This is a genomic window from Waddlia chondrophila WSU 86-1044 (assembly GCF_000092785.1).
Classification (GTDB): Bacteria; Chlamydiota; Chlamydiia; order Chlamydiales; family Waddliaceae; genus Waddlia; species Waddlia chondrophila.
On record NC_014225.1, the window covers coordinates 1,289,506 to 1,310,957 of the forward strand.

Annotated in this window: 19 protein-coding genes; 8 read left to right on the forward strand and 11 right to left on the reverse strand. The window is 44.6% G+C overall.

All coding sequences use genetic code 11. The annotated features are described in order from the left end of the window. Position 1 precedes the first annotated feature (1 nt). Together WCW_RS05870 and WCW_RS05875 are read left to right on the forward strand one after the other, a co-directional pair. Positions 2-2,305: a translocation/assembly module TamB domain-containing protein gene (locus WCW_RS05870; protein ID WP_013182285.1), complete on the forward strand. Its 2,304-nt coding sequence runs from the start codon at positions 2-4 to the stop codon at positions 2,303-2,305. A 98-nt stretch (positions 2,306-2,403) separates the two neighbouring features. After that, complete coding sequence (locus WCW_RS05875) at positions 2,404-3,879, forward strand: hypothetical protein (protein WP_013182286.1); 1,476 nt, start codon at positions 2,404-2,406, stop codon at positions 3,877-3,879. Between the two features lie 54 nt (positions 3,880-3,933). On the opposite strand, the gene asnB is transcribed toward WCW_RS05875, so the two are convergent. Both asnB and WCW_RS05885 read right to left on the reverse strand, forming a co-directional pair. Then, positions 3,934-5,814, reverse strand: a complete 1,881-nt coding sequence (asnB, locus tag WCW_RS05880) for an asparagine synthase (glutamine-hydrolyzing) (protein WP_013182287.1) — start codon at positions 5,812-5,814, stop codon at positions 3,934-3,936. 2 nt (positions 5,815-5,816) lie between these two features. Next, on the reverse strand, positions 5,817-6,947 hold the full coding sequence (locus WCW_RS05885; RefSeq protein WP_013182288.1) for a hypothetical protein: 1,131 nt from the start codon (positions 6,945-6,947) through the stop codon (positions 5,817-5,819). A gap of 82 nt (positions 6,948-7,029) precedes the next feature. Here WCW_RS05885 and WCW_RS05890 point away from each other — a divergent pair, with 82 nt between their 5' ends. Genes WCW_RS05890 through WCW_RS05905 form a run of 4 tightly spaced genes read left to right on the forward strand, consistent with a single transcriptional unit; the run spans position 7,030 to position 10,277 of the window. Next, entirely contained in the window at positions 7,030-7,818 is a 789-nt protein-coding gene (locus tag WCW_RS05890) for an MlaE family ABC transporter permease (protein ID WP_041941847.1), read from the forward strand. Between the two features lie 3 nt (positions 7,819-7,821). Beyond that, positions 7,822-8,580 carry an ABC transporter ATP-binding protein gene (locus WCW_RS05895; RefSeq protein ID WP_013182290.1) on the forward strand — a complete coding sequence of 253 codons (759 nt, stop codon included), beginning with the start codon at positions 7,822-7,824 and terminating at the stop codon, positions 8,578-8,580. Positions 8,581-8,591: 11 nt separating this feature from the next. Continuing rightward, positions 8,592-9,707 carry an MlaD family protein gene (locus WCW_RS05900; protein WP_013182291.1) on the forward strand — a complete coding sequence of 372 codons (1,116 nt, stop codon included), beginning with the start codon at positions 8,592-8,594 and terminating at the stop codon, positions 9,705-9,707. Next, entirely contained in the window at positions 9,708-10,277 is a 570-nt protein-coding gene (locus tag WCW_RS05905; RefSeq protein ID WP_013182292.1) for a YqgE/AlgH family protein, read from the forward strand. A 74-nt stretch (positions 10,278-10,351) separates the two neighbouring features. On the opposite strand, the gene rpsI is transcribed toward WCW_RS05905, so the two are convergent. Both rpsI and rplM read right to left on the reverse strand, forming a co-directional pair. Then, a complete protein-coding gene (gene rpsI, locus WCW_RS05910; RefSeq protein WP_013182293.1) occupies positions 10,352-10,738 on the reverse strand; it encodes a 30S ribosomal protein S9 in 387 nt (128 codons plus the stop codon). Between the two features lie 10 nt (positions 10,739-10,748). Then, a complete protein-coding gene (gene rplM / locus WCW_RS05915) occupies positions 10,749-11,204 on the reverse strand; it encodes a 50S ribosomal protein L13 (RefSeq protein WP_013182294.1) in 456 nt (151 codons plus the stop codon). 178 nt (positions 11,205-11,382) lie between these two features. Between rplM and miaB the strand changes: the two genes are divergently transcribed. Further along, positions 11,383-12,702, forward strand: a complete 1,320-nt coding sequence (gene miaB / locus WCW_RS05920; protein ID WP_013182295.1) for a tRNA (N6-isopentenyl adenosine(37)-C2)-methylthiotransferase MiaB — start codon at positions 11,383-11,385, stop codon at positions 12,700-12,702. Here the strand turns inward: miaB and WCW_RS05925 are convergent. The 4 genes from WCW_RS05925 to mtaB all read right to left on the reverse strand — a co-directional run bounded on the left by WCW_RS05925 (position 12,695) and on the right by mtaB (position 17,815). Then, positions 12,695-13,312, reverse strand: coding sequence for a superoxide dismutase family protein (locus tag WCW_RS05925; RefSeq protein ID WP_013182296.1), 618 nt, complete (start codon positions 13,310-13,312; stop codon positions 12,695-12,697). The two genes, miaB and WCW_RS05925, sit on opposite strands and share 8 nt — an antisense overlap. Positions 13,313-13,320: 8 nt before the next feature. Then, a complete protein-coding gene (ligA, locus tag WCW_RS05930; protein WP_013182297.1) occupies positions 13,321-15,318 on the reverse strand; it encodes an NAD-dependent DNA ligase LigA in 1,998 nt (665 codons plus the stop codon). Positions 15,319-15,548: 230 nt separating this feature from the next. Then, a complete protein-coding gene (locus tag WCW_RS05935; protein ID WP_013182298.1) occupies positions 15,549-16,517 on the reverse strand; it encodes a hypothetical protein in 969 nt (322 codons plus the stop codon). Beyond that, a complete protein-coding gene (gene mtaB, locus WCW_RS05940; protein ID WP_013182300.1) occupies positions 16,514-17,815 on the reverse strand; it encodes a tRNA (N(6)-L-threonylcarbamoyladenosine(37)-C(2))-methylthiotransferase MtaB in 1,302 nt (433 codons plus the stop codon). The genes WCW_RS05935 and mtaB overlap by 4 nt, the downstream gene beginning before the upstream one ends. Between mtaB and WCW_RS05945 the strand changes: the two genes are divergently transcribed. Continuing rightward, positions 17,814-19,067 carry a protoporphyrinogen/coproporphyrinogen oxidase gene (locus tag WCW_RS05945; RefSeq protein WP_013182299.1) on the forward strand — a complete coding sequence of 418 codons (1,254 nt, stop codon included), beginning with the start codon at positions 17,814-17,816 and terminating at the stop codon, positions 19,065-19,067. The two genes, mtaB and WCW_RS05945, sit on opposite strands and share 2 nt — an antisense overlap. On the opposite strand, the gene WCW_RS05950 is transcribed toward WCW_RS05945, so the two are convergent. Genes WCW_RS05950 through hflX form a run of 3 tightly spaced genes read right to left on the reverse strand, consistent with a single transcriptional unit; the run spans position 19,047 to position 21,447 of the window. Then, the gene (locus WCW_RS05950) at positions 19,047-19,454 is read right to left on the reverse strand and encodes a hypothetical protein (RefSeq protein WP_013182301.1); all 408 of its coding nucleotides are present in this window, start codon (positions 19,452-19,454) and stop codon (positions 19,047-19,049) included. The two genes, WCW_RS05945 and WCW_RS05950, sit on opposite strands and share 21 nt — an antisense overlap. Beyond that, positions 19,451-20,146, reverse strand: coding sequence for a RadC family protein (gene radC / locus WCW_RS05955; RefSeq protein ID WP_013182302.1), 696 nt, complete (start codon positions 20,144-20,146; stop codon positions 19,451-19,453). The genes WCW_RS05950 and radC overlap by 4 nt, the downstream gene beginning before the upstream one ends. After that, the gene (gene hflX / locus WCW_RS05960; protein ID WP_013182303.1) at positions 20,143-21,447 is read right to left on the reverse strand and encodes a GTPase HflX; all 1,305 of its coding nucleotides are present in this window, start codon (positions 21,445-21,447) and stop codon (positions 20,143-20,145) included. Before hflX ends, radC begins: the two co-directional genes overlap by 4 nt. Positions 21,448-21,452 lie beyond the last annotated feature (5 nt).

The window sequence follows — 21,452 nt, forward strand, 5'->3', positions numbered from 1 at the left end:
CATGAAGTGGATTAAGCAAGCAATCTTTATTCTCTTTGCCGGATTTCTATTATTCGGAGCGTTGCTTCAATTGGACAGCGTTCGCAGCCGGATGAAAACATTTCTCATCGAAAGCATCGAGTCTGGAACAGGGTACACCGTACAGATCGGACAGATCCGCTTATTCCCCTCCTTTCAAATGACGGCAAAGGATATCGTGTTCATGGACGGAGAAGTGCCTCTGGCCGCTTTTAACCATCTCCATCTAGGGATTTATCCTCTTGATTTACTGAAAGGCAAACTCCGCTTCAGCACATTGCATATCGAAGGGGTCGATGTGCTGAATTTACCAAAAGAAACGTTAAAGTCTGAGGGGAAGAATTCAACTATTTCAATGATTGCCATTGAAGATTTCTTCATCGAAAAGATCCATTGGTCGATAAAAGGCATCAACCCTCCCGATTATCCGATTTCGCTTAAAGGGAGCCTCATCGTCGACCAGCAGCATGATCTTATCTACTCCAATTTTAACGTTTTCTCACCGCAATCCTCGGGTGTCTCAGGGGACTTAAGATACGAAAAAAAGAATGGAACACTGCTCCTTCAACAAGAAGACGGTTTCAGAGCATCGCTAGCATTTGTGATGGATGAAAGCAGAGGAGTCCGAGTTCCCCGCTTCTTGGCAACATGGCACGAAACGACCATCGACGGTAAATTCTCTGTGACCCAAACAGGCGGCATCGAAGACTCTGCCTTTTTTCTTTCTATTGACGACTTATCGCAAATGGTTCCGATTTCCGGCGCTCTCTTAGGAGAGGCTGTTATCTCAGGCAGCATAAACAGCCCTAAAATCGATCTATCCCTCAGCAGCAATCAGTTATCCGGATTTGGTCAAACGGTTGAAAAACTTAAGCTTCACCTCTCAACATCAGGCAAAGGATCTTTTTCCCTTGCCTTTGTGAAAAATGAACAAGACTACATGTTTTCAAGTGCTTTGACATGGGATCAAAAAACTCCTTGGTTTCCTACTCAGCTTGATTTACGCCTCCCTCTTGAAAAGGTTGCTCAACTGGCCAACTGGGATGTCGCAGATATCGATGGCCAGCTGCTCATTAATGTGCGTTATCAAAATCAAACACTCACATTCAAAGCAGAACTTTTAGAAGCGCTGGTTGAAAGCTTTAGCATGGGCAGCCGCTTCATCAATATCCACGGCATTATTGAAGGAGATCTCAAGACTTTAAAGCTCGTGCATTTCACTGCTAAAGATACTGATAATGGAAGTTACAGCGGAAATGGCAGGATAGAACTCGATCAAAAGAAAAATTTTCCATTTAATTTTGTCTTTCAGCTTGAGGAAGCTAAACCGTTTCAATCCGATATTTTTAAATCGGCAACATCTGGGGAGCTTACTTTCAAAGGAAACCTTTCAAAAGCCATTTTAAAGGGGGACTTAAGCGGCTCTGAAGCACGCGTACAAATCCCTGAAAAAATGCCTGAAAGCTCCGATTCGATCAAAGTGACTTATATCAACCAGCCTGAAGATGAACCTCCCCCAACCAAAGCTTCAATTTTCTCCCTTGATTGGCCTGTAGAATTGGACGTGAATTATACAATCGCTGATCAATTAACAATCAAAGGAGGCAATCTTAGTTCGACTTGGATAGGAAAAGTGAATATCGGAGGAACTTTGGACAAGCTAAAAACCAAAGGGGAAGTCAAACTGGACAAAGGAAGATTTATCCTCAGAGGCAAAACATTTGAATTTGTTCAGGGAGCCATTACCTTTAATGGCGACCCCGAAAAAAATACTCATCTTTATTTATCGGCAGAAATGGATTTAATCGACCTAACCATTCAAGTGGTGTTAAACGGACCTATTCTCAACCCTTCTATCACCCTAACCTCATCTCCACCGATGTCTCAAAGGGCCATTTTGTCTTGGCTTCTTTTTGGAAAAGGGATATCTGACATCAACCCGATGGAGGAAACGCAATTAAGCAGGTCTCTGCGCTCGCTTTTGGATAAAGTCGGCGATAAGCCTGATGTCTTAACCCGCATGGGCGGTGTACTTGGCCTTGATCAGGTAGAAATCGGAGCAAACCCTGGCGGCGAAACCGGCGACCTGACGGTAAAGGTTGGGAAATATTTATCAGAAGGAACGTATCTTTCTATTTCCCGCAATATCAGCCGAGGAAAAGATCCTGATAAAAACACGAGCTGTTTTGGCATCGAAACAAAACTTGGACGCCATTTCCGTTTTCGCGCTGAAGGCGACACAGAAACCAACGGCCGCCTTAATCTCCTCTGGAAAAATGATTATTAAACATTTATAATAAGAAAAAAATATTTTTATAGTTGAATGTTAAGTCTTTATTAAGATAAAATTCATCTAATTATATAAGATAAAAAGGAGATTTTATTATGGCAGCAAACCCTTATTTAGGCGCCCCTTCCAATTATGTTTATATCCCTTTAAGCGACATCTATTTGGATCAAATTGCCAAAACAAATTTTTCTGAAGGCATTTCCGGCAGCTCGGACACTTCTAAACTGAGCGATCCAAGCCAAACCCAGACAGACTTCCCCCCCTCTAATGCTCGTGATGGAAATTCGATGGTCTGCTTAGAGCAAGCCCTTTTAGAAGCTGTTGGACAAGGAGAGCTTGGCGGCATCGCACGCGATCAGAAGTTAGCGGAATTACGCAATCAAGGAATTGAAATCAAAGGCTCCCTCCTGAAGGCGGGCGGCGATTTCAACTCTCCCATTGTCACAGATACCTACACTGACAGCGAAGGAAACCGCTTTTACAAATTTCATGTGACATGGGAACTCAAAATCAAACAATCAGAAGGAAGTGACATCACAATAACAAAACGGCAGTGGATCATCACCGGTGTTCCTCAAATTGACCGTTTAGACGACACATCCAGCGTCCTTTTCCAGCATCATCAAGCGCTGCTTGCAGTGAAGTGCCACATTTTCATCCAAAAAAACGGTTTTGATAAAACGCAGAAGCAGCATGACCGCATTCTTCGGTGCATTAATGATGTCAGAAGAACCAATTTAGTGGGAGTACAGGGGTTTTTGAAAGAGAATCGCTTGACATTTACAACAGATATTCTCGATGTTGATTGCAAGAAAGATCCTGACTGCAGCTATCAGCTGGATAGTATCATCAGCAAGAAGCAACCAGCAACAGCCTTGTGCATTGCATTAAGAAATGCAAGCGACAAGAAAGTGTGCGTCTATATCGATCAAATTTTCACCGGTCGAAAACTCAACGACAATGGCACAAAATATGATAAGGTTCCTTACGACCCCGATCATCCTACGCCAAGGACCATTCCTCTATGCGTTAAAAGACAGAGGGATGCACACGGCATGATTGTGCGAGGAAATAAGGACTTGAGCGACCATATTCGTGTGCTTCACGCAGGGCCGGATGAACTGGATGAGCTTTTAAGCCAATCGTTTGAAGGGCGTAATGCGCGTGGAATGACATTTGCAGAAGTCACAAAGGAACGGTACAAAGCGAGATTGGCTAGCTTAGAAAATGCTCAGGAAAACGTAGAGCAGGCTTTCGAGCAGCTGAAGTCCATGATTAAATCACTCTATGGAAAGCAGAAAGGCTTTGGAGCTTCGCTGAAAGTCTCATTGCTAGGAGGCAAGCTCGAAAAGATGGCGGAAAAACTCGATCCACAAAAGTTAAAGGCGGATCAATGCGATCAATTAACCCATGCGTTTGAAACATTTCAAACTGCTGTTTCTCATCTAAAAACTGAAGACTTGTGCGTCTATAAGCTAGGATCTAAGTGCGGCATGCGGTTAACAGCTCCTAAAGACTCAAACTACAAAAAATATGATGATTTAACTAAATTATTCCAGAATAATTTATAAATTCTAAACATCTCAATAGCATAATTATTCATATGAATAATTATGCTATTTCATCTAATCGGGAAAGAGTTCTTCCCGCACTTCCCTAAATCGCTCGTTAAGCAAAAACGTTTGCACATAAGGCCATGCTTCGGCAAACCTGTCTTGTTTGACCAACTCAGCAGCTTCCTTGCCGTTAAACACCGAAAAATTTCGAAATGAAAAGCTTGAAGCACAATCCTGAATCAGCCCTTTCAATAACGTTGCAAACCAAGATTTGTGGACAGGCGCCAAAACACGCTGAATTTTACGATTCACAACACTATCTGGAAGCTGTCCGCGCATAGCCTCTCGCAGCATCACTTGCGTACGCCCTTCTGAGATCGCACTTTCGGCTGGCAAAGAAAGACAGTAGCGAAAAAGGTCTGTATCTAAAAATGGCAAACGCACTTGCATCCCTTGCGCAGCGGCAGCCGCCTCTATTAGAGTAGATGCCCTTTGCAAGGGCCCTCCCAGCATGTAGAAATATTTCGCTTGAAAGAACAAGCTTTTTTCAATTAAGTTGGCATAATCCTGAGACCAATAGGGTGAAACAACAGAAGCAGGCTGGCCTTTGGCAAGGATCAGTTCCCTCTTACGTTCAAAATCGCTAAGCTTAAGGCTTTCTTGCAATTCGCTTTTTGTCATTTTCGGAAGCCTGTGGGATTTGATCAACGTTTTCCATAAGTAAGGATCTTTCAGCGCTGCTTTAGCGGACTGTAATCCTTTAATCTGATCAAACGCATGGTAGATGATCCCCTCTGAATACCTTCCGAGCAATTCGTTGGCTCCAAGGCCGTCAAGCGTTAGATGAATAGCGTTTTGAGTCAGACTTCGATACAAAAGCCACCGTTCAACCGAAAGATCTTCCAACGATTCAAAAACGTAGATCAAATCCAAAATATTTTTGACATAATCTTCCGAATGCGCTTTAAATTCTTTTATCCTCCCCTTTGTTTTTTTCACCAACTCTTCACCCAGCCGCAATTCCTGCTGATCGTCTTCAGCAAAGGTGATCAAGGAAGCCGTTTTACAGTCAGGAGAGATCCGCTCAAAAGAGTCTTTGCTCAAACGCTGCGCCATTTCCCAAATAGATGCAGATACCAGGCCTCCGCTTACGCAAAAGCCTATAGGAATGTCTGCACGCATGCGCAGCTTGCAAGCCTGAGAAAATCGTTCGCTAAATTTTTCCTTCCGTTCTCTCAAGTCTGCAGGCACTTCGGGCAGATCACTTAAGGGATGCCACCACTTCTCAATACGGACATCTCCTTTGTTAGCATCAACTTGAGCAACATGTCCTGGAAGAACTTTAAAAACATTTTCCCATGGAGTGATTTCTGTAGCATGAGCAATAGATGGACTGTGATAAAGGGCTGCAACAGTATCAGCGTTGAAAACAAGCTCGATCGATTCAAATCCCAAAAACCCTTTTACCTCAGAGCTATAGGCAACCTGCTTGCTGTTTTGATAAAGATATAAAGGTTTAAAGCCAAAAGGGTCGCGCGAAAGCGTTAAAACCCTTTCTTCAGAATCCCAGACTGCCAAAGCCCAAATGCCGTTAAATTGGTTGAAGCACTTAGCGCCCCAAGCCACAAACGCAGCTAATGCAACTTCCGTATCGGACTCCGACTTGAAGCGATAACCGGAAGCTTTCAACTCTTTTCTCAATTCGATAAAATTGTAAAGCTCTCCGTCAAAAGAGATCCAATACCTCTCTCCCATATCGCTCATGGGCTGATTGGCCGCATCGGTAATGTCAAGGATCGCCATTCGATTATGCGCCATCCCCGTTTCACGATCCAGATGAATCCCTTTTTTATTCGTCCCCCGATGCAGCAAAAGTTTTTGAGCGCGCTCCAAATCCTGCCTATCAGCAAATGAACCGTCTAATTTAACTATCCCTGCGATACCGCCCATTCCTAATCAACCTGATTTTCCAGCATTTTTTGATAAAATAAGAGGAACGGATCATGGCATTCAGCAGCAACCTGCTCTTCAAGTTCGGAATCGACTGCCGTATAACGGGGTAAACCGCAACAACTTTTGTACGTATCGTTCAAACTTCCACCTTTCTCTAGAGAGTTCTTAGGCAGCAGCCAAAAAGCGCCTAAAAAATGAGCCTTAGCCTCTCCTCCTTCATAAACAAACAGGAAAGAAACCCTCATTGTCGGCTGATAGAGTTCATTTTTTAAGTGAGGGACACGGATAGGATCAGAAGCAAAAAATTGCTCAACGATGAACTCTGTCTCTTTGGTGTGGTACCAGTAGTTATAGGACTTATCCCGGTTTTTTTTTAAAGATCTTGACTTCTTGAGAATGTATTTTAAAACAGCATCCAAATCACCTTCCGAGACGATAATCACTCCTTTTCCCGAACAACCCCCTTTTGGTTTAATCACAAATAGTTGAGTGCCCAACTCCTGTTTAATTCTCTCTGCCAATTTTGGTGTGTATGTCTTAGGATAGACATTCCATTTTGGCTTGATCAGGCCCAACATAGGATCTTGCTCAAAAAGAGCAGACATCTTTGCTTTATTAGCCCAATAAGGAGATATGGCTCGATCTATAAAGATAACTCCTGGATAAGCCTCATGTAATTCGTCAAGTTCCTTTGGAGAAGGAGATCTTAAATACACAAAACCGTGATAACCATTCATCCTTTCCGAGTTGAACGGCGCTTTTCTGGCAGCTTCCAAAAACTTAAGATCGTTAAAAATTTCTTCCTTTTCATTTTTTGCATGCCAATTTTCCTGGTTAGCAAACATTTTTTTTAATGTTGCATCGCCAAAAGATTGAGGAACTGTCCAACCTTCTTTAACATAGAGCGCCAAAGTATCGAACAGATTTTGCGCAATCACAGGCTCTCCGTCATGAGAGAAAACATCTCCCCTAAATGTAGAAACAACCCCGTGCTGCATCTCGCAGACTTTAATGCCGTGCTCTTGGCTGTACTTAATATCAGCAATCAAAAAACTCATATCAACAGGGTAGACAGATTCCCCGCAAAGAGTTCCAACCAGGAAGATTAGAAAAAGGGCAACTTTGCACATACACACACCTTATAACTAATTGACCAAATGTAAAAGGTTATTTACAATGCACAATTTAGGCAAATTTGACCATGGATTTCGTTTGAACATATTGGTGAACACTTTAGCTGCTCTTGGCGACTATTTTCGTTTGATCGCGCTTGTGATATGGGAAGCCTTTAAAAACCCGCCTCAAGCTAAGTTGATACGCAATCAAATGTATGAAATTGGAGTGTTGTCGCTTCCCGTTGTGGCGATCACAGGATTTTCTACAGGAATGGTGCTGGCAGCGCAATCGTTTTTCCAACTGGCAGACAAAGGGCTTGCAAGTGCAACCGGCTTGATGGTCGCCAAAGCAATGATGGTCGAACTAGGGCCTGTTTTAACAGCCTTCATGGTGACTGGACGTGTCGGAGCTTCCATGTGCGCCGAACTTGGCACAATGAAAGTCACCGAACAAATTGACGCTCTTAAATCAATGACAGTCAATCCATTAGGTTATTTAATCGCTCCTCGCTTCATTGCAGGCACATTGATGCTTCCGCTATTGACAGTCTTTAGCACCGTTATGGGAATTGGAGGCGGCTACATGATTGCCGTCTGGTTCTATAAAATGCCTTCAAATACTTTTTTAGACCCTCTTCCGATCAATATCACAAATTTTGATTTTTTTAGCGGCCTCGTCAAAGCGATCTCCTTTGGAATCGTCATCGTCACAATTTCCTGTTACAAAGGGATGACGACCAGAGGAGGCGCAGCCGGTGTGGGCCGCGCAACGACAAACAGCGTTGTGATTTGTTATTCGGTTATTCTCATTGGAAACTTTCTCTTAACAGTTGCGTTGAACGAATCCAATCAATTCCTGACCACTTTATTTGAAGAGGTGTTCTAAGCAATGATCGATGTCAAAGGAGTCTATAAATCATACGGCAGCCTCAAAGTGTTAACAGGGCTTAGCCTCTTTGTCAACGAAGGGGAAACGGTTGTGATCCTTGGCAGGTCGGGCGTAGGGAAAAGTGTTTTGCTTCGTCAAATCATCGGCATTGAAAAACCGGATAAAGGGGTTGTTGAAGTTCACGGACTAGATATTTGGAAGCTGTCGCGTAAAGAGCGTGAAAGGGAAACGCGGTACATGGGAATGCTCTTTCAAAGCGGTGCGATGTTCGACTCCATGAACGTTGAGGAAAATACGGCATTCTATCTCAATCAGCACTATCCCGATATGTCAAAAAGCGAAATTGCCGACAGAGTTGCAGAATCCCTTGCGATGGTCGATTTGAAAGATACGCAAAAAAAAATGCCTTCCGATTTATCCGGCGGAATGCGAAAGCGTGCAGCTTTGGCACGCGTCGTAGCCTATCGTCCCCGCATCATTTTATATGACGAACCCACAACAGGCCTTGATCCGATCACCTGCATGCAAATCAATGACCTCATCAACAAGACGCGCGAAGAGCTGCAAACAACAAGTATTGTCGTCACCCACGATATACGCTCTGCAATGGAAGTTGGGGACCGATTAGCGTTTCATAATCATGGAGTCATTGCACATATTGCACCCAAACACGAATTTACAAAAATAGACGATCCAATGCTGCAGCAGTTCTTTTCCAACGCTGCAGTTACAGAAGAAATATTGAACGGGTCTGGTTAGAAGGAGAGACCATGCAAGATCAAATGAAAAATATGCTAATCGCAATATTCATTATTACTGCGTTGGCAATCATCGTATTTATGGTGATCTTTTTACACCCCTATACAGGCGACGAAGGGCAGATTCTCCACGTACGTTTTACCGATATCGACAAAGTCAGCGTCGGCACTCGGGTCACTTTTGCAGGAAAACCTGTCGGTGAAGTGACAAAAATCAGTGTTTTGCCGGAAGTCCGCTTAGGAAGGACTGAGAAAAAAGGCGATGTTTACGTGTATGAGTTAACGCTTGCAGTCGACAGCAATCTGAAAGTGTACAATTCGGACAAAGTCTCGCTCCGGACCTCTGGACTTTTAGGAGAAAAATCCATCTCGATCGACCCGGAGCCGATTAAGCCCGGAGAAAAGCTTCGGTTGGTGAATGACGAAATTATCTATGCTGAAGGAACAGGATCTGTCGAAGACACCTTTAATGAATTTAAAGAAGTTGCGGATAAATTTGATAAGGTCTTAGAGCTGATCACCGAAGCTCTGCAGGAGCTAAAAGATCGTGGAATGTGGGAAAATATCGCAAACACCGCCGATAACATCAGTGAAATCACGGCCAGGTTGTCAGAAAGATGGAATGATGTCGATGATACAATCGTCAGCCTTTCCGAAGCTGCATCAAATACAAAAAATATTACTGAACGGATCCATACCGGCGAAGGAACTCTTGGCCGAATCGTCAGCAGCGACGACTTGTATCTTCGCACAAACTCTATCCTCAGTAAAGGGGAAACAGCGATGGACGACATTAATCATTATGGAATTCTTTTTCATTTGGATAAAGGATGGCAGCGCTTAAGAGCTAGACGCTTAAATCTTATGCAAAAGCTGCGAACTCCTCAAGAGTTCCGCAACTTTTTTAATGATGAGATCAATCAGATCTCTACTTCCATTTCCCGCGTATCTATGGTATTAGATAAATCAGAGTGCTACCCTTGCCTGATGGACGACTGTGAGTACCAAAAGGTGTTCGCAGAACTGATGCGTAGAGTAGAAAGCCTTGAAGAAAACGTTAAAATGTTTAATATTCAGACTGTTGATTGTGAAGTCAAAAAAACCGAACTTTCGGAGTGCTATTACTAGATGGAAAACATCCCCTACTCACAAATAGAAAAGGGAACGCTAATGATTGCCACGCCCGATATCGAAGCGGGAATTTTTTTCCGCAGCGTGGTGCTCATTTGCGAACACAACCCTAATGGATCGTTTGGTTTAGTGATCAATAAAAGTTTGGATCTTGAGCTTCCTGAAGAGATCATTAAAACAGAGGAGCTTCAAAATCCAAATATCGGTATTCGCGCCGGCGGCCCTGTGCAAACAAATCAGATGATGCTTCTGCACACTTCCCCCTCTATTCCTCAGCAAACTCTCCAAGTTTGTCATGGTGTCTATCTAGGCGGCGACCTTCAGTTCCTTCAAGGAACGATTATCGATTCGGAAGGACCTTCGGTTCTGCTTTGCTTTGGATATGCCGGCTGGGGAGCAGGTCAACTGGAAAGGGAGTTTCTCGATGGCGGCTGGTTTCTTTATCCTGCTGAGCAGCATCTGATCTTCTCTACCCCTCCTGAGAAATTGTGGCAGACGATCTTGCGGGAAATGGGTGGCAAATACGCTACTCTTTCTATGATTCCCGAAGATTTAAGCTGGAATTAGAGAGTGTCGTTTCCTCAAACAAAAAAAACCAGCATGAAGCTGGTTTTTGATCTTTTGTAGAGAAGAAAAAAGGATTAGCGCTTAGAGAATTGGAATCTCTTACGAGCTCCGGCGCGTCCATATTTTTTACGCTCTTTCTTGCGCGGATCCCTTGTTAAATATCCTTTATCCTTAAATTCAGGCTGGAGTGTTTCATTTTCGCTGGCCAATGCTCTGGCAATACCTAGACGGATCGCTCCTACCTGACCTTCGATTCCTCCACCTTTTACTCGGATAATGAGGTCATGCTTACCTGCACCTCCCAGAGAAGCAAAAGGCAATAAGATTGCTTCTTGCTGAACCTTAAGCGGGAGATATTGATCCATCGGCCTGCCGTTGATCACAATATTTCCTTTCCCCTGCCGCACTCTTACAGATGCAACAGCTGTTTTTCTTCTTCCTGTAGCGACTGACTCTTCCACTTAGTACCTCTTAAATATTTGCTGTTACTGGTTTTTGCGCGTGTAATTGATGTTCAGCTCCCGCATAGATACGTAGACGGCGCATTTGCTTGCGGCCAAGCACAGTTTTTGGCATCATCCCTTTGACGGCATGCTCGATAATGTACTCAGGCTTTCTCGCTTGCATCACGCGGTAAGGAATCTCCCTTTGCCCACCTACATGACCTGTGTGGTAAATATAGCTCTTTTGCGCCTCTTTGGCACCTGTAACTGCAATTTTTTCGGCATTGATCACAATCACGCCATCTCCCCCATCGGTAGATGGAGTGAACGTCGGCTTATGCTTTCCTCTCAACACCTTAGCAACTTCAGATGCAAACCGCCCCAGAGTTTTTCCCTCGGCATCCAGCACAAACCAGTTGCGTTCGACCTCTTCTTTCTTTTGAAAGAAGCTTTTCTGCTCTATTTTGCGTTTTTTCTGCGTCATTAAAATAATTCCCAAGCGTAATCTGTTTAAAAATTAGATAGTAGCATCATACTAAGATACCGCATTTTTGCCAAGGCTTTATGCTCCTCCCAGGAGAAAATCAATTTGTCCTGGAAAAAAGATCGCCTCTTTCAGTATAATCCATACCGATTAAGACTTAAGCAGGAATGATCATGAGATGAAAGAACCTAAGAATTTTTTTGTACGCACATACGGCTGTCAAATGAACGAACTTGATACAGAGGTGATCGTTGGATTGCTGGAAAGTCGAGGGCTGGAAAGAACGGAAGATGAAAATTTAGCGGATCTGCTGATCTATAATACCTGCTCCATCCGCGACCTGGCAGAGCGCAAAGTGATGGGCAAACTCGGAAAGCTCGGACGTTCACGCAAAAAGGATAAGATGATCGGCGTCACCGGCTGCATGGCAAATGCTAAAAAGGACACTCTTTTCCGCAAACTTCCCCATATCGATTTTGTTCTGGGCACAAATAATATTCACGACCTGAACAGCGTCCTCGATGAGGTGATGGCAACCGGAACTCAAAGCTGCCGCACAGATGAAAAATTTTCTTTTGAACTGGACTATGCCTCTGCAAAGCGCGACGATCATTTAAAGGCTTTTGTTTCCATTATTCGAGGTTGCGACAAATTCTGCACCTACTGCGTCGTTCCCTACACCCGTGGGCCGGAAGTTTCCCGCTCGCCTGAGCATATTATCGAGGAGATCAAGCAGCTGGCAGACAAAGGGTATAAAGAAGTAACGCTGCTTGGCCAGAACGTGAATAGCTACGGAAAAGACCAGCCGGAGTGGAACTGCCTTTTCCACGACCTCTTGGAAAGGATCGATCAAGAAACTGGAATTGCCCGAGTCAGGTTTATGACTAGCCACCCGGTTGATATCACTCGTGAGCTGATGGAGGCGATCAGAGATTTCGACAGCTTATGCGAGTTTGTCCACTTTCCTATTCAGTCAGGATCAAGCAGGATCTTGCGCAAGATGCACCGCATTTACACGCTTGAGCAATACATGGAAAAAGTGCAAATGCTCAAAGAGATCGTTCCCAATGTTTCCCTCGGAACCGATGTCATTGTTGGATTCCCGACAGAAACAGAAGAAGAGTTTCAGATGACTTATGACGCTATGAAGGAAATTGAGTATTCCGTTGCGTTTATTTTCGCTTACAGCCCAAGAAAAGGAACGCCTGCCATGCGCTGGAAAGATGACATTCCGGAAGAGGTAAAGCAAGAGCGCCTTCACCGTTTAATGGAGCTGCAAGAAAGCATCTATAAAAAGCAGCTGCAGGAGATGATGGGAAAGGAAGTGGAAGTCTTGGTGGAAAGGAGAAATTCAAAAGACGACAGATTTGTCAAAGGGCGCACAAGCTGCTGGAAAAAGGTGATCTTTCCGGGCACCGATGAGATGATCGGCACCCTTCAAAAAGTGATCGTTGACGGCTATAGCCATCAGACACTCATCGGAAAAATGCCTAATTGAGCACACCGCTGATGATCTCTCCGCAGCCGATCCTTGCTCCGGAATTTCCGGAAGGATCGGTTTCCAAATCATCCTCTCCTTCGTGAACCACTATTGATTTTCCAATGATCGAGTGCTCCCCGTTCAATTTAAGTCCTTCAATCACTTCATCATAGTAAGCAAATCCATACTCATCGGCCTCTAAATTTCCCAAATCCCCTTCGTGCCGCTCAGCGCTCTGAGGCCCTCCATGCTTTTTGTTAAAAGGATTGAAATGTCCACCTGCAGAGCTTGCATCGTGAGCTGAGCAGTCTCCGTGTTCATGGATGTGGAAGCCGTGTTTTCCCGGTTCAAGCCCTCCAATATTGGCGATGATTCGGATGCCGTTGTCGACAGCGATAAAATCTACTGCTCCGACAACTTCACTGCCGCTCTTGGCCTGAACAACGGCAAAGGCCTTGGAAACCTGTCCATTTTCATCTTCGTCATTATCATCCTCTTGAACATGATCGACTGCAATCACTTCAAATGCTTGCGCTGAAGTCGAGGCATTCTCTTCTTTTTTCTCTTGATCTTTGCTGCAACTTGCCAAAATCAAGCTTAACGCTGCGATATAGGCGATATTTTTCATTGATCCTCCTAAATATTGATCATCTTAACAAACTCTGACTCAGTCAGCACCTGGATCCCCAAGCTTTCCGCTTTTTCCAGTTTAGATCCCGGCGACTCTCCTGCAAGTAGATAGTCGGTTTTTTTGCTAACCGATCCGGTCACTTTGCCTCCTCGTTCTTTAATCAACGAGGCTGCTGCTGTTCGGGTGTAGTTTTCCAAAGTGCCTGTTAAAACAAATGTTTTGTTATTAAAGGGATGCCCGATAAATGTTTTTCTTTCAACCTTTTGAGGACAAACACCGAATTTTTTTAACCGTTCGATCTCCTTTAGGTTTTCTGCATCCGAAAAGTACTCGATGACCGATTCCGCCGCCTTTTCCCCAATTCCGTTAATTTTAAGCAGCTCCTCATAAGAAAGCTGCTTAAGGCCGTCGATATCCCCAGATCGATTAGCAAGCAGCTCTGCTGTTCCAGCTCCTACGTATTTGATACCCAACGCCATGATAAATCGGGAAAAAGAGACATGTTTGGAATTTTCGATTCCCTGCTTCAACCTTTCAGCTGCTTTTTCTTTAAATCCTTCGAGATTCAGCAACTGCTCCTTTGTTAGTGTGTAGATATCCGACGGCCGTTTGACGTATCCAATGCGGATGAGCTGCTTAACAACTTTCTCTCCTAAATGATCGATCTCCATTGCTTCTTTGCTGACAAAGTAAGCGATCCGACGCAGCAGCTGCTCCGGACATCCCTCTCTATTTGGACATCTGACGGCAACTTCTCCTTCGACTCGAACAAGAGGATGGCCGCAGCTTGGACAAACATCGGGCATTTTCCAGGGCATGCTCCCTTCTCTTCTTTTTTCAGGATTGATTGAAATCACTTTAGGGATCACATCCCCTCCTTTTTCAATCAACGCCGAATCACCGATACGGACATCTTTTCTTTCCACCTCTTCTTCGTTGTGCAGTGTTGCCCTGGAAATTGTACTTCCTGCCAGCAGGACAGGTTCCAGCTCCGCAACAGGAGTGATGACTCCGGTTCTGCCAACTTGAACAATAATATCACGGATACGCGTCTCAGTTTGCTCTGCAGCAAATTTATAAGCAACAGCCCAACGGGGCTGCTTTCCTGTCGAACCTAATCGTTTTTGCTGCGCAAGATCATCAAGCTTAATCACAATCCCATCAATCTGGTAGGAAAGCGTTTCTCTTTTCTTACGCACTTCTTCCACGAAATTCCAGATTTCTTCTCTAGAAAAACACTGCCGGCGATACTCAAGAGTTGGCAAACCAAGAGAACCAAGAAAGCCATGCACATCATATTGTGAGTGCAATCCTAAAGACTCAGGATCGGAAATGCCGTAGAAAACGACCGCCAAACTTCTTTGAGCTGTGGCTTTAGGATCTAAAAGCTTCAAGGAACCGCCTGCGGCATTTCTGGGATTGGCAAAGAGAGCCTCATTGGATTCTTTCCGTGTTTTGTTCAGTGTTTCAAAAGCGTTCACTGGCATGTAGACCTCTCCTCGCACTTCGATGCGATTAAGAGTCTTACCGTCAATTAACTTTAACGGAAGTGAAGGAATTGTTTTTAGATTAGCGGAGATATCATCTCCTTTTTTACCATCCCCACGAGTCACAGCGCGTACAAAGCCTCCCTGCTCATAGGTCACTGCAACGGCAATGCCATCCATTTTCAGCTCGCAGGAAAACGCCATTTCCTTGTGTCCTGCCAACTTTTCCATCCGTTTGATAAACTCATCGACTTCCTCTTTGCTATAAGTATTTGCTAGAGACAGCATAGGAGTTTGGTGCAGGGCTGTGGGAAAACCTTCTGTAAGCATCTCTCCGACACGCTGTGTAGGAGAGTTTGGATCTATCCATTCTGGATGCATCTTTTCAATCTCTTCTAACTCTTTTAGAAGAAGATCAAATTCCTCATCATTGATGAGCGGCGCATGGTCAATATAGTACCGTTTATTATGCTCCCAAACTTCTTTGCAAAGAGCTTCGTAATTTTCTTTTTTCATTGCTTAACTCTGATATTCTGAAATGAATTCAAAATTTGGAAATTTGACAAGGAGGCGCCCTAAATTTGATCCCGGCTAAGCCAGCGCTGAAGCAGCTCAAACTGAACAGGTTGAGCGATACAAGCAGGCCTTAAATTTAGAAGTTGCCAACGACGTCAAAAACCGAATTTTGAATTCATTTCAGTATAAAGGCAAGAATATACCTAAATGAAAAGGAAAAATACACACGTTTATTTCTGGAAATGATCGAAATAATAGGTGGAATCTTTAGCAAATGAAAGAGCCGAGCCTGTGGAAATGATCTTTTCTCCCTTTTCAGACTCTCTTTTCAAACGGAAATTTTTGATCCCTTTCTGAAAAAGAAATGTCTGTTCCTGATCAACAGCGCTATAAAAGACCATTCGCTTGATCATTTTCTTGCTCCATTCCATATCCAGCAAACCCGCCGTCCCTAAATCAATAGAAACCATTCTTCCACAGTGGAATGCAGAGGGCAGGCACGGAAGAATCGAAATTTGAGAACCAGATTCGATAAATAAACTCCGCAAAAATTTAGCCCCTTCGGCAATCAATGCCAAAGGGGAACATTTCCTGCTAACTGGAGGAAGAGAGATACCCAAGTGATCTTCATCCTCTAAACGGGGATGGAAAATTCCATCGAATCCCACATCGTAAAGCTGCCAAATCTCATCATGCAAGGTCGGCTTATTCTTCTGAATCTGAAGCATAAACCCTAAAGCCCCCTCTTGATGAGGCTGAACCTGCGGAATCAACTGAGCCAATCTCATCCAATGAGGCACGATCTCTTTCAAATCACCCCGCCTCTTGACTAAGCACCAGTCCTGTTTTTTGTGCGATCCAAGCGAAAGACGCTCAAAAGGCTTAGAATGAAAAAGCGGCGCCGCTGCTTGATCACCCCCTCTTGTTCCTGCCATACGAAATTCTCCCGACTCGCTCCACAAACAAAAGCGGCGATACCCTTCGCGATAGAATCCCCAAACCCACACGCACCCCTTTTCCAAATCGAGCTGCACTGTGAACTCTTTAACAGGTCCGGAAAGCTCTAAAGGAATGGATCGATCGTTTACCTTGAACAAGGTGGGATACAGAGTCAGAACATGATCGCTGCGCGGCAAAATCAAACGCGTGCCGGGACGATGGGAAAAAGGCCTAAGCCTTTCGGCAATCCGAATTTTCATGAACCTATCCCTACCACCTTTCCTATCAGAGCTGCTGCAGTGTTTTCTCTACATTCAACCTCAATCATGGTATTTGGACGGAGAGCTGCTTTCGGCACCATTACCGGAAGAAAATTATCGGTATGCCCTGAAATCATCTCTGTATGAAGATCATCATAGTTTTCGGTCAACACAGACATTCTTCTTCCAACATAAGAGGAGCGCAAATTAAAGGCGATCTCTTCACTTAAACGAAGCACTTCCTGCTTTCTTCTTTGAATGACATCGGCAGAAACACGATCCGAATACAGAGCTGCACGAGTGCGCGGCCTTGGGCTGTAAGGAAACATGTGCACCTTAGCAAACTGCACTTCTTGCAAAACCTCCAACGTTTCTTGGTGGTCCCGTTCAGTTTCACCGGGGAAACCGACAATCACATCTGTCGTGAACGTAAAATCCGAACAAGCGCTTCTCAACCTGGAGACGGTATCCATGAACATCTGACGGGTATACTTGCGATTCATCCTCTTCAAAACGACATTCGAACCCGATTGCAAAACAATATGCATCGAACGACAGGTCTTTTTTCCATTGATGATCGTTTCCAACATTTCATCGTCAACTTCGTCAGGATCAATAGAAGAAACCCGCAACCTTTCAAGCCCTGGAACAGCGTCCACTTCTTTAACCAACTCTGCCAGTCTGCGCGGCTCATCGGCACCTCCATCAAAATCACCGATATTGATCCCCGTCAATACAATTTCTTTATAGCCGTTGGCAATAAGATCTTTCACCTCCTCCAAGACCTGGCCCATCGTACGTGATCTCGACCTTCCTCTGACATAAGGAATAATGCAATAGGTGCAAAAGGAGTTGCACCCGTCTTGAACTTTGACAAACGCCCGGGTGTGAGCATCAAAATTCCGAATGGAAAATTCAGGCAAGTCTTCTCCGGGAAACACCTTTTCTAATAAAATTTCCTTGTCTGCATTTTTGACAAGTTGAGCGACCCCTTCGATCGCCTCAATCTTTTCAGGCTGTCTTTCAACCGAACAGCCAGTCACAATAATTTTTGCATGAGGATTTTTTTTGGCAAGCTGACGAATCTCATAACGACTGCGGCTGTCTGCCGACTCTGTAACAGTACATGTATTGACAATGCAAAGATCCGCATCTTCCTTGCCTTCAGCCGGTTCATACCCCATCTGGAGCAATTGGTCCCTAAATGCCTGCGACTCATACTGGTTTGTTCTGCACCCCAGAGTAACGACACGAAATTTTTGACGTTTTTTAGTATTCATAGCAAGATAATATAACATGAAAGAGACTCAAAATTCAACTCCATCGATTGCAATTATCGGAGCAGGTTTGACAGGACTTAGCTGCGCCTATCATTTGGAAAAAGAGGGGTATGCACCAACTCTTTTCGAAAAACAAGACCGGCCCGGAGGAAGAATACAATCGGAAAATGTTGACGGGTTTATCCTGGACTGCGGATTTCAAGTATTTCTTAGTTCTTACCCGGAAATCAAGGAAAATTTCAACTTAAATGAACTCGGAGCGCGCTATTTCGACTCTGGGGCACTGATTTCCCATACAAAAAAAGGATGGATCCCAATCTATAACCCGCGTTACCACCCGATTGGATGGCTGAAATCCGCATTAAGATATCCAAGGCAAATCTCCGCTTTTTTAAAAATTTTATTTGAATATAAAAGGTATGACGAAAATCCGCGCTATTGGAAAATGGGGATCTTAAGCACAGAAGAACTCTTGGAACACCTCCACATTTCAAAAGAGATGATCGACGGATTTTTCCGCCCATTCTTTGGAGGGGTTTTTTTAGAAAACGCGCTGCACACGCAAGCGCCGATTTTCATGAAACGGTTTTATCAATTTTTGACAGGAAAAGCTTGTTTGCCGGCAGAAGGAATGGGAGCAATCGCTACCCATCTTGCTGAAAAGCTTAAAAAAACAACGATTTGCTACCGATCCGAAGTTTCTGAAATCAACGAACAGTACCTCAAATTAACCAACGGAGAAATCTTTCATCCGGATATCATCATCTGCTGTTTGGATTCCAAGATCACAAATCAGTTCTTTCCTCTGATTCCCTGTCATCCAATGATCGGAGTCACATGCCTCTATTATTCTATCGATGCACACCGCATACGCCCACACAAACTGCTGATGTTAGGCAACAATCAAGGCCCTCTCAATAATTTGTCGATCGACAGTGCGGTGCAGCCTACCTACGCACCTAAAGGAAAGCATTTAATATCGGCAACGGTTGTGGATCAAAAATGGCAAAAAGCTCCCGACTTGGAAAAGCGGGTGCGTAAACAAATTCAAGAGTGGATGCAAGCAGAGCCTGCTCACTTGCGTACATTTGAGATCGAAACAGCTCTCCCAACGCAGGATCACCCTCCCCCTCTTGTGGATTACCATCATCCTCGCTACCAAGGGATCTATTTGGCTGGAGAAGTGGTCGATTCCGCTTCGATTAATGGAGCACTTGCCTCAGGGAGAAAAATTGCACACAAAATCAAGTCAGACCTGCGATCCTTTTAACCAAAGTGTCGCAAAAGTGGATACTGCAAGGATGAAAGCCATTTGGATTCCGATTGCTGTACCGGCCAATCCACAGGATGCGGCAAAACTTAGGGAAACTCCAAGCCTTCCGACAGACCACATAAAAATCGCAGCGTTTGCAAAAAAGCTGCAAGCAAACTGAGCAATGCGGGAAATCATCGTCGCAGCTGGATTATCTGTGTTAAAAATTTTAGTTGTCAAATACTGGACGGGTTTGCCGGCAAGCCATCCAACAACGGCTCCAAACGCCCCCACAGCCGGATCAACACAGCTTCCCAAGGCCAGCACAGCTAGTGCGCCTGAACTGGCGGCAAAACCTGCTTCTAACACATTCGCTGCTACTTCGTATCCGATATAATCGCTCACTTTGCAATAGCCTCCTTATTAAACAAGCCGATCTCCCGCAGTGAAACAAACGTGCGCGATCCGATGATTAAATGATCTTGTAAAGGGATTCCCATCAACTCTCCAGCCTTGATCAGCTGCGCCGTCATTTCGATATCATGTCTAGAAGGCGTCGGGTCGCCGCTAGGATGGTTGTGGGCGATAACAAGGCTTGCGGCTTTATGCCTCACTGCATCGAAAAACACCTCTCTTGGATGTGCCAAAGTATGGGATAACGTTCCTATGGAAATTATTTTTTGCGTGATTAGATCGCCCTTTGTATCGAGCAATAAAGAGATCAAGACTTCTTTTGTTTCTTGTAAAAGAAAGTCCTTCACATAAGCATAGGCATGTTCGGGCGTCTGCACCCGATATCGGCGGAGCTGGCCGGGATGGTAGGCTCGCTTGCCCAAAGAAAACGCAGCCTTTAGCTTAATCGCCTGTGCTGTCCCAACTCCTCTCATTTGCAATAACTCTTCAATTGTCGCATCTGCTAAATGACGCAAACCTCCAAAACGGGCGATCAGCTCTTTTGAAAGCTCCAACACAGAGCATCCGCGCGTTCCGCACCCTAAAATTACCGCGAGCAGCTCTGTAGAAGAAAGTGCATCTGCTCCCAGTCGCTGCAAACGCTCCCGAGGTTTTTCCTGATCGGGTAAAGATCTGATTGTCATTCTTCGATGTACCGACTGATCCGCCCAAGATATCGGGAAGGTAAATCAACGCGCATGACCACGTCGTTTTCTTCATACTCCTGATTCAAAATATTGCCGTGGCGCATCACTTCGCTAACGACTGCATAATCTTTTTGGGGGATTCTGAGGTTGACAACTCTCCGCCTCTTTTGCAGTTCCTCGGTCATCTGTTCAGTGAGATGATCAAATCCCTGCTTATAGAGCGCGGAAAGATTTACTGTTTTTGTAAATTTTGTCCTTAATTTCTTTAAAATGGCCCTGTCTTCCAGACGATCGATTTTATTTAACACGGTGATCACAGGTTTATCTTTTGCCCCAAGCTCATGCAAAACTTCCACTGTCGCTTCCGCCTGTTCCAACGCCATCGGATGGCTGGAATCAATTAAATGGATCAGGATATCCGCCTGAACAGCCTCTTCCAATGTGCTGCGAAACGCAGCGACTAACAAATGGGGAAGCTTGCGGATAAATCCTACGGTATCTGTGAGAAGAATCTCTTGATTGTTGGGCAGCGTAAACTTTCGGGTTGTCGTATCGAGTGTTGCAAAGAGTTTGTCTTCGGTAAATATCCCAGCTTCTGTCAAAGCGTTGAGCAATGTCGATTTGCCGGCGTTTGTGTAGCCAACGATGGCAAAAGTGGGAATTTCCGAACGCTCCCGCTGAATCCTCTGCGTGTCCCGATGCGCTTGGACCGCGTTGATCTCTTTTTGCAAGTGGAAAATCTTTGTTTTCAGCAGGCGCCTGTCGATTTCAATTTGCTTTTCCCCTTTCCCTTTTAAATACGCCCCGCCCCCAGCTGTCGCCTGCTGTCTGGAAAGGTGCGTCCACATCCTCTTCAATCGAGGAGCTAAATATTTCAGCCGGGCCAATTCAACTTGCAGTTTCGCTTCTTTGGAGTGCGCTCTTTGTGCAAAAACACCAATAATCACCTCGGATCGATCGATCACCGGAATACTGTAGATTTTTTCGAGGTTGCGCTGCTGGCCTGGAGTCACTTCATCATCGAAGACGATCACGTCAACGCCCAATTCTTTTGCTGTTTCTCCAATCTCTTCCACTTTTCCAGAGGAAATGAGCGTCGAAGCATTAAATTTTCTCACCAAGCACGGTAATTTTTCAGCAGTCTCAATTCCATATGTTTTGCAAAGAAGCTCAAGCTCATCGAGATGTTCTTTGCACTCGGGAAGCTGATCCGTTCCTCGATAGATTGCAACAAGAAGCGCTCTCCGTTCTTTAGAGGCCTCTTCATCGCCTAATTTTTCTCTAATCTCTTCGTACATCTTCT